Source organism: Okeania sp. SIO3B5 (assembly GCF_010692555.1).
In the GTDB taxonomy this organism is placed as follows: Bacteria; Cyanobacteriota; Cyanobacteriia; order Cyanobacteriales; family Microcoleaceae; genus Okeania.
The window spans coordinates 1-9,424 of sequence record NZ_JAAHHG010000402.1; the positions used below are offsets into that span (position 1 = coordinate 1).

The 9,424-nt window shown below is 36.7% G+C and carries 5 protein-coding genes; 2 read left to right on the forward strand and 3 right to left on the reverse strand.

The genetic code is table 11. The features are described from left to right. Nucleotides 1–692 precede the first annotated feature (692 nt). Nucleotides 693–1,346: a PEP-CTERM sorting domain-containing protein gene (locus F6K54_RS33335; protein ID WP_293087693.1), complete on the forward strand. Its 654-nt coding sequence runs from the start codon at nt 693–695 to the stop codon at nt 1,344–1,346. A 1,718-nt stretch (nt 1,347–3,064) separates the two neighbouring features. Here F6K54_RS33335 and F6K54_RS33340 read toward each other — a convergent pair. After that, complete coding sequence (locus F6K54_RS33340; protein WP_293087696.1) at nt 3,065–4,750, reverse strand: peroxidase family protein; 1,686 nt, start codon at nt 4,748–4,750, stop codon at nt 3,065–3,067. A gap of 276 nt (nt 4,751–5,026) precedes the next feature. Between F6K54_RS33340 and F6K54_RS33345 the strand changes: the two genes are divergently transcribed. Further along, nucleotides 5,027–5,218, forward strand: a complete 192-nt coding sequence (locus F6K54_RS33345) for a hypothetical protein (RefSeq protein WP_293087699.1) — start codon at nt 5,027–5,029, stop codon at nt 5,216–5,218. 32 nt (nt 5,219–5,250) lie between these two features. Here the strand turns inward: F6K54_RS33345 and F6K54_RS33350 are convergent, their stop codons facing one another. Both F6K54_RS33350 and F6K54_RS33355 read right to left on the reverse strand, forming a co-directional pair. After that, entirely contained in the window at nt 5,251–5,883 is a 633-nt protein-coding gene (locus F6K54_RS33350) for a PEP-CTERM sorting domain-containing protein (RefSeq protein WP_293087702.1), read from the reverse strand. 1,107 nt (nt 5,884–6,990) lie between these two features. Then, complete coding sequence (locus F6K54_RS33355; RefSeq protein WP_293087705.1) at nt 6,991–7,554, reverse strand: PEP-CTERM sorting domain-containing protein; 564 nt, start codon at nt 7,552–7,554, stop codon at nt 6,991–6,993. Between the last annotated feature and the right edge of the window lie 1,870 nt (nt 7,555–9,424).

Genomic DNA, 9,424 nt, shown 5'->3' on the forward strand with positions numbered 1-9,424 from the left:
TTACTCCCCCGCTCCCCTACTCCCCTCCTCCCCTACTCCCCTACTCCCCCGCTCCCCTACTCCCCTACTCCCCTACTCCCCTACTCCCCCGCTCCCCTACCCCTACCAAAAGACTTTATTCAGCAAACCCTACATATATAGCACATTACGTCTATTTTGTCTGCGATCTGATACCAACTTTACAGTAACTTATTATGTTCAGGACTTACGCAGTACCGCTACATCTAGTTCAGAAATGGTCATTTCTGCGGATTTTACCACTATAATTAGTGCCGTTGCGTAAGTCCCGATATTCCCTGAAAACGCATTTTAGCTTACTATAAAATACTTAGCTACATCACTCACTTGTTATAGATAAATTACTAATAATTCAGCTAGAAATCTATATCAGGCTTTTTTTTCTAAGTTTTCATATATATCAACTAACTAAATATACTTAATGCTACTTGCTTAACAGTAGAATTTTTAAAGATTGAGTAAAGTCTTGCAAAAGGGATTGCAATAGTTAGGCGGAATTAGTTAAGTTATATTTGTGAGGGTTAAGAGAAGTTCACAAACGACTGAAACTAATAAGATAACTCAGAAGTATAAATCTTCAAATTAATTAGTAAAAGTTAGATGAACTAATGACTAAGCTCATAATCACAAAATCTAATCACACTCACAAACTATTAATTACTAGCCTTTTAATCATGAAAAATTTACTCAAGCACGCATTCGCATTGTCTGCCGCTACTGTTTTCGGTGGAGCAGTTGTTGCTTCTCCCGCTCAAGCTGGTAAATTCGTTGGTAGTCTAGCCTTCTCTAATGGTGCTGATGATTGGTTTAGTGAAGTAACTCCAGGAGCAGGTGATACTTTTGATATCGAGTTTAATCCTTTGGGTATAAACTTTGTTACTACCCAAAATGGTTTTTTTACTCCTCCATTTGATGGTTATCCTGTCCAAGGTGTAGCACCTTCTGTAGGAGAATTTGAATATGTTAGCTCCAGTGGTTCTGAGTTCATATACGCGCTAACCAACGACCTAGTTTTTGCCTATGATAATGGAGCAAGCGTTACTTGGGAAGCTGGTACTGAGTTTATGGGTGTGTTCAACGGTTTAGACACTATAGAATTTCAGCTGGCTAAAGGTCAAGGTATATTGGTAATGGTTGACGGTATAGGAGAGACTGATTTCTCAGTCATTGCTGAGACACTTCAATTTTCAGACACTGATGCACCAGGTGGTGGTACATATAACGCACAAGTCGATCTAGCTACTCCTATTCCTGAACCAACTGTATTATTCGGTCTAGGTGTAGTTACAGCAGGTTTAGTAACTAGCCGTCGTCAGAAAAACTCCTAAACCAAAGTTTGATTGTTTTCTGTGCAATCCCTCTAGTCTCAGCAATAATATCTACATTAGTCACAGCATAAGAGTGTAGAAAAAATAGCGATCGCTTGCTTCAACCTAACTACTCTTTTAAATCAATCTAAAATACTTAGGGCTTGCTGAAAAAGTCTTTTTTCCAGGGGAGGAGCCAGAATCCAGAATCGGTGAATTTCCTACGGAATGCTCCGCAAACAGGAGTAATATCAAATCCGGTTAAACAGCCATAGAATGGTTAAGTCTTTAGAATTCAGCAATTCTGCAATTTCCTACGGAATGCTTCGCAAACAGAATTCAGGAGAAGAAAGATAAGACAAGATGAGCGTAGTTATGACAATTGGATAATTTTTTTATGTCCAATTAAGCGGATTTGATATAATGAGAATTATAGAAGAAGTAGCCAGAAAAACCTTCCCTTAGTTTTCTTCCCCTATCTTGCTGAAAATCCTAGATTTTTGAACCATTACCACCTAAAAGCTAGCATTTTATTAGTACCTAAAAAGGCTCAAACATTTATCTGTAAAGAGTTTTAGTTTTATTCAGCAAGCCCTACTTAGATTTTTTCATCTACTTTGTTACAAAAAAAATATCTGTGAAATCAACTTTTAGAGCGGTTGCTGGTTTATTGGCGATCGCTTATCATTTTGTAGGAGTGTTGTATCAATGCCGTTGCTAAATGCTCCGCAAACAAACTCTGTCGCTCGCTTCGGACAAAAACACTTTGCAGGTGCTTCAACAATGAATAATGAATAATGAATAATGAATAATTACCTCTCCTTGAAAGAAGAGGATTGACAAAGAAATGAAAAATTTTCTTTATTATCCCCTTAAAAGGGGAGGCTTTAAACCACAATTTTTCGGTAAGTCCTATATTACAGCGCTTTTGCTCATTGATGAACCACATCGCCATAACCAAAACCCTGTAGGGACGTTGCATGCAACCTCCCTACTGTGGTCTACTACAAAAATAACTTCTGATTTCTGACTTCTGACTTTTGACTTCGTTAAGTCCGGTAGCATCGGTATTGTAAGCGTAAAGGAAAGGAAGAGGGAAGAAGTAGGAAGGCTTAAGAGCAAGAAAAAAACTTAAATTTTTAGATATTCCCCTTGGGTTTACACAAACGATACCAATGGACAAGATATTGACATACTCCCGACGTTGCGCTTGCAAGGGCATCGCGGGATTCTTCAGCCAGAGAAACCCTGACCGCTGTTTTAACAGAGGTGATGTCCTCCCCCTGTGTTGGTAACAATTATAGTGACTATATTTGCAATTGTCAATAACTATATTCAACAATGAATAATGAATAATGAATAATGAATAATTACCTCTCCTTGAAAAGAAGAGGATTGACAAATTCATGAAAATTTTTCTTTATTATCCCCTTAAAAGGGGAGGCTTTAAACCACAATTTTTCGGTAAAATAACTATAGCATGTATTCTATAAAGAGAATAAAGAAAAAATTCGCATAGGAACAACAAATACAACGCCCGGCTTTCCCATCCCTCCGCTCCCCTAATAGCTGCCGCCACCATCCTCCGCCTTTTCCTGACGGAATGCTCCGCAAACATGTCGGCGACAGCCGTTAACGTTTGCGCAGCATGACCATAGGAAAGTTATGCGAAGCGCAAAACGGGAGAACGCGGGACTTCCCGCCGGGGGAGTTAAAAGCGATCGCCAAATTATCTCTTATTATCTCTTAGTTATTGGTAACTTCTTCCATAGACTACCAATCATCAAAAAACTAGCTAGGATCATTAAAGAAGTAGGTCCACCATCGTTAATGTTAGGGACAGAAGTACTAACAAAGAACACATTATCAGAAATATTTTCAATTTCGGTGTTGGCTTTGATAATATCCGACAACTGAAGACCACCTAACCAATCTGAAACCAAACCATCATCGCCTAACTCCCACTCAGCAAAGTGAGTATCATTTTCATACCAGAAGCGATCGCCATCTCGTAATCTTTCAAACTGGTCTGCTAAAATTGCTTCATTCAACTCCCCAATACTAGAATTTTCTAAATTATCCTCCGCCAACATTCCTACCCACAGGTCAATTTCGTCAACATTACTATAAACCGCCTGTAGTGATGCCACCAATTCTGGGTCAGATGAAATGTCACTAAAATTATCTTTCCTATCTAAACCCAATACTTGCCTAACATCATTATAACTAGCTAAACCATGATCCCGTCCGCGCTGAATATTCAGAGCTGCCAAATCTGTTCCATTTACCACTGGCCCTTGACTGGGAGGACCAAATAATTGATTCCGCAAATCATCAATTACTTTCGCGTCTGTTTTCTGCTGTACCTGAGAAGCTAAACCACGCAATATAGGATCTATTCCTCCTTTGCTAGTAATGCTATCTGGCCGGAAGAAAACGTCAGATAAGTTTTGTGGGCCAAATTCTGTAGAGCTACCATCTTCATTTAAATGTTGTAGAGTAGAACTAACTAGAGTGTGCCCCAAACGAAAACCTGCTGTAGAAAATTCTGTACTGATATTAGGATTAACAGTTGAATCATAACCACCATAAGGATCGAGAGTCACGCCCAAAGCAGGCAAGAATTCGTCATAAGTAATTTTCTGAATTTCGGCCCCTACTATTTTACGCGCCCGTTGATAAATCTCTTCATCCCGAGCAATAGGATCTAAGGGTAAGTCTGTATGAGTAGCTTCAATAATTTCAGCGATCCGGTTATGCTCTCGTGCAAAGAGGGTGTGTATTGAGGCTAAAGCTGAGTTTTCATTTGCTCGTACATCTCCTGCCACAAAAGTACTTGGACCCATTCTTCCATCCATCGCCATATGAGGTGCATTAGGATCGTTTCCTTGAGTTACCAGTAAATCTCCTGTAGAGTGAGCAGTCATCTTCAATTTTCCACCGCCAAAACTGCGTAACCAGTCAGCACGCTCTTGGTCGCTACCATATACATTGCTACCATCTATCCAAGCTGTAATTTCGTTAAATTGCTGGCGGGGGTTTGTGGGGTCAGTGCCAGTATTTTGATCAAAGAGTGATCTGGTAACAGGAATAAATGAATCAGGTGCGAAAATAGGGTCGTCGTTAGGGATGGGAATGCTAATAATTTCTCCTGTATCCCTTGACTGTAGCTCACTCAAAGTGATATCATGGTCAATAAATTGTCCCCATAACCATGTATAATCACTTAAATTTCGGGAGTCTAGGATAGATTCTGATTGGTTAAAAACAGTGTTACTAATAACTCTAGCATTTGGACCATCAACTAATTGATTTATGCCATCTCCATAATTTGCTGGTGCTAAACGAAACAAATTTTCACCTGTTTCACCATATTGGGAATTATCTAAGTTATTGTTACTGCCGTCAAATGTACGAAAGTTCATAGTTTCCACCTGCATTTTTTTTACTACATCCTGATACTTTTAGCCTTCCCAAGCTGATGTAGTTTTTCCAGATATTTTGATTAAGATCGGCTTAATTGCTTAATTTCAAGTTTTATCGATTACTTTCTATCAAGTCATGGGAAATTGGCTTTGGCGATCATATTTTTTTAAGTTAAATAACTATAACATATTAAAATACAAAAAATTGTGGTATTTGGGAATCTTATTATCTGCTTCATAAAACCGACATAGAACCGCATAATTACTGACATTCTAATGTTTACTTCCTGCTTTCCTACGCAAACAACTGAGACCGTCGGCGGTTATACTATTTCTCAAAAACTTTTCTACATTTTGTTGAGCAGAAGACCCACCCCAAACCCCTCCGGTGTAGAGGAAGTAGGGGAGTGGGGGAGTGGGGGAGTGAACCCACCCCTAACCCTTCTAGTGGAGGGAAAGCAAATATAAGAATAATTAACATTAACGCAAACTGAATATGACTAGCTATTTTTTTTCTTCAAACCGAAAGCAGAAGCAGCAGCTACCATACCTAAACCTAATATTGTTGCTGGTTCAGAAACTCTTACATTGTCATCTGTGTCTTCTGTTCCAAATACTACACCAGAAAAACTCGCCTGGAATTTTTCGTCACCTGCAAAACTATCTTCATCTAACAGACCAATTACTTGGAAAGTTATACTACCCATAGCATTAGTCATATCTCCATCATTTAAAAAGAATCCACTGAATCCTAAATTGATATCAGTTGTTCCAAATTGAGGAGTGAACGTGAAATCTTTAAATGATGTCAGATTTAAAGTAGTTCCATCGCTCAATTCTATAAATTTTACAGGTGTCATGACGGTATCCATACCATCAAGAGCGGCAAGATTAGAAGAAATATCAAAAATCTTGGCATCTGAGTCTAAACCAGCGAAATCACCACTTTTAAGTGATAGAACAATTTCATTATCAGCGAAGTCTAACATATTTTCATCAAATGAGATCGTATTACCAGCACCATCAAAACTGAAATTTCCGGATAAAACTGCAGCGTTAGCAGTACCAGCGTTGAATACAGTAGCTACTGCTAAAGGAGCAGAAACGAGAGCTGCAATCATTATATTCTTCATGTTTAATACCTCTGTGTGTTGTATCTATTGTTAGTTTATTTTGGATTTCTTACAAATGCCATCAGCTAATTTACCGAATCAAGTTACTAATTTTTAGTGCGATCGAGAGTGGCATTTGTTCCTATCTGTAAATCAATATAGCAACTCTATGAAAACACTGCTACTATTTTTGGACTTATTAGAAAAAATACTACATTTGTCTTTATTTTTAAGCTTTGATTTTTGGATTTTCGATCGGAAAATATTTTTTTAATATATAAATTATCCCTTAATACATACATTTAGTCTCAATATACGTTATTTATTAGTCTATTTTTGCTAAATCAGTAAAAAGTAGTAAAAAATAATTATTAGCTTTTCCGGAATTTAATATATGTTTTTTGAGTGAGACAAATGTGCTAAAAATATTCGGATACTTCAGTATTTTGGCGTGTTCTGAGAAAAATAATATACTTTTCCGGAAATTAATATATCTCTGCTGATGGCTAATAGCTAATAGCTAGTAGCTAGTTAATACTATTTTTTACCTATTTTTAATCAATCAGGAAAATTTTTCTGATGATGAGTTTATTGAATGTAGGGTATATTACAGTGATTTTCACATAAGTACGATCGCGTAGTCAAAACCAACATCTTTGTGGGGAAGTTCTATGGAATATCTTTAGCTGCGATCTACTCAAATAAAAACTGTTGTCAATTTATCTATATGTTTATAGTAATTAAGCACCTCAGCGTATTTCTGTCATTGCGTTCAATAGCGTTTGCGGAGCATTCCGGGACGGAAAGCCATCTCAATTCCTAATTTTTCGTACCTCATACATAAGTTCTGGTTTAGAAACATGAAAATTGACGATCTTAGTTCAACCGAACAAAATATGCTTGCAGAACAACCATACCCAAACAAAAAAAATATAAGGGCGAAAAATCACTTGATTTTTTCACCCCCGTGGTTTTTTCATTTTTCTGTAGTAGATGAATGTTAGCGAATACCCTGTATTTTGAATATCTTCTGCCTAGATACCAGATAGAAATTCAAATTTGTATGTCAATATTGACTGGTATATTATCAAGTCAAACTTGATGACGAAGTTTTTATAACTTCAGCGACTAGCTATTCTTCTTTTTCAAACCGAAAGCAGAACCAGCAACTACCACACCTAAACCTAATATTGTTGCTGGTTCAGGAACTGTTGTAGTTACTAGAGTTGCTGACCAAGAAGAACCATCTACACCAGCTCCCATCATTTGACTGGTTAAAGCACCTTCAACGTTATAAGTCTCATTATCATGTGTGACAGTTCCCACCAAATCATACATCATGAAAAACATATCGGAGTCTGGTGAAATAGTTATAGAAGTAAGGTTAAATTTGGAAGGACTATGCTCATCAAACTGGAAAAAAGAATCAACCGGTGGATCTGTTAGAAGATTTAAGGAAGTAACACCAACTGAACCATCACTATCTGCTGTAAAGGCGCTGAAAACTCCTTCTCCATAGTACTCTATATCATTGTCTAAAAAATCAATACTATCCATATCTCCCATAAAGCCTTTTTCGTTAGATATCTGCAGGGTGCCGATAAACGCTTGAGCTTCAGTGGCGATACCAAAAGCAACACAGCTTGTTGCGATAGTAGCTAATGCAATGTTCTTGATAGAATTAGCGATCATTTTGTTACTCCTTGTTTGTGTTTGATAGTTAACGTCAGTATTTTCTCTCATAAGAACAGTTTTATTGATACAAATTAACCAGATAAAACTGTTCTTATTACGAATATTTGTGTTGTAGATATTTATAGTTGAAAAATCTAGTAGATTTCTCTTACTTCCTATCTGTAAACAACTATAGCAACTCCATAAAAACACCGCTAGTGTTTTTACGTCACTTCATGAAAACTTTACAAAATACTAGGTTTTTATGGCGTTTTATAAGCTTTTTATTGAAGCTTCTGTAAAGTGAGTATTTTTTTTACTGATAGTCAATATTCCGCTAGTAATATATAGATCACGTCAATAATAATATATTTTAAAACTATTGTTATTTTCATAGTTTATGAATAATTATTAGTTTTTCCCGGATAATAAGTATTTTTACAGAATAATATAAATTTGCCCAAAATAATGGGTTTCTATCAGTATTTTGGCATATTTTTATAATAATAATTATTTTTTTCCGGATGATGGATATATTCCTAGAATAATCTAAATTAATCAGAATAAAATCGGTGATTAATAAATTTTTTTGCCAAATTTTAGGAAAATTCTAAAAACTTTCCGGATGATGAGTATATTTTTAGAATAACGAAGATTATTTTCCCAATATTTGGTTATTAATAAATCTTTAATGTTATATTCTGGGAAATTGTGATCAGATTTTTCCGGATGATGAATTTATCCGTAGTGGATTGTTTCATCTTAAATGTTGCATTAGAAAATGGGGTGATGGGGGGATGGGGTGATGGGGGGATGGGGTGACGAAAAAAAGCTAATGCACTATTTTAGGTGAAACAATCCAGTAGAATAATATAGATTATTTCCCAAACTTTATGGTTGTATAGCTTCTTATTTGGGTTGTGCAGACAATATATAGATATAGAAGGTGTGCAGTGCTATGTCCATAAATTACTATTGCTAGATATGAGGAAATTTTCGGAATGCTCCATAAACGTTCCAATGGCAATAAAATAAATTACAGCGCTTTTCAAATTGATGAACCACATTGCCATAACCAAAACCCAGTAGGGACGTTGCATGCAACGTCTCTACTGTAGTCTACTGAAATGAAAACCGCTGTAAAAATCAAAAAAATAAAAGTAGTCTCTGACTGAGTTTTTCCTAGATTATGCTTCGTAAATATGTTGCGTAGCAAAAATGGGAGATTCGTAAGTAGCACGATTTTTTGTATTTCATGTAAGCATCATGAGGAAAAATGTGAAGTGAGCGATCGCTAGTTCAAGCAAAGCTATTCATTTTGAGAATTTACAGCATATTTCATATCAGTAATATAAAATCCGGATAATTACTATATCCAAGTCATTGCGACGCTTACTCCGTGGAAGGAAGCAATTTCAAGGGTGCGCGGAGATTGCTTCCTATCGTCGCAATGACGACTGTTTAACCGGATTTTATATAAATAGGACTTACGCATAAACGCTATTGGTAGTAGACTGACACATCTAAAACTGTGCATTAGCTTTTAACTTGAAAATTCTTACTTTTGAATACATGACTTTTGACTTTTGAATTGAATCTAATGCACCATTTAAGGCGTGTCAGTCCACTACTAGACTGTTTTATCTAAAGTAGTGCGTTAGAATTGTCATTGCGTTAGCGTAGCTTTGCGATAGCAAACGATAGTGAAGCAATCTCTAGTGGATTTCCTATTGCATCATTTTAGATGAAACAGTCCACTACTGGACTGACACAGCTAAAATGGTGCAATAAGTGTAGGTTGGGTTGAGGGACGATCTTCGGAGCTTATCCGTTAGGATAAACCCAACATTAGTAAGGTTTTGTTGGGTTTCACTGCCGTTCAACCCAA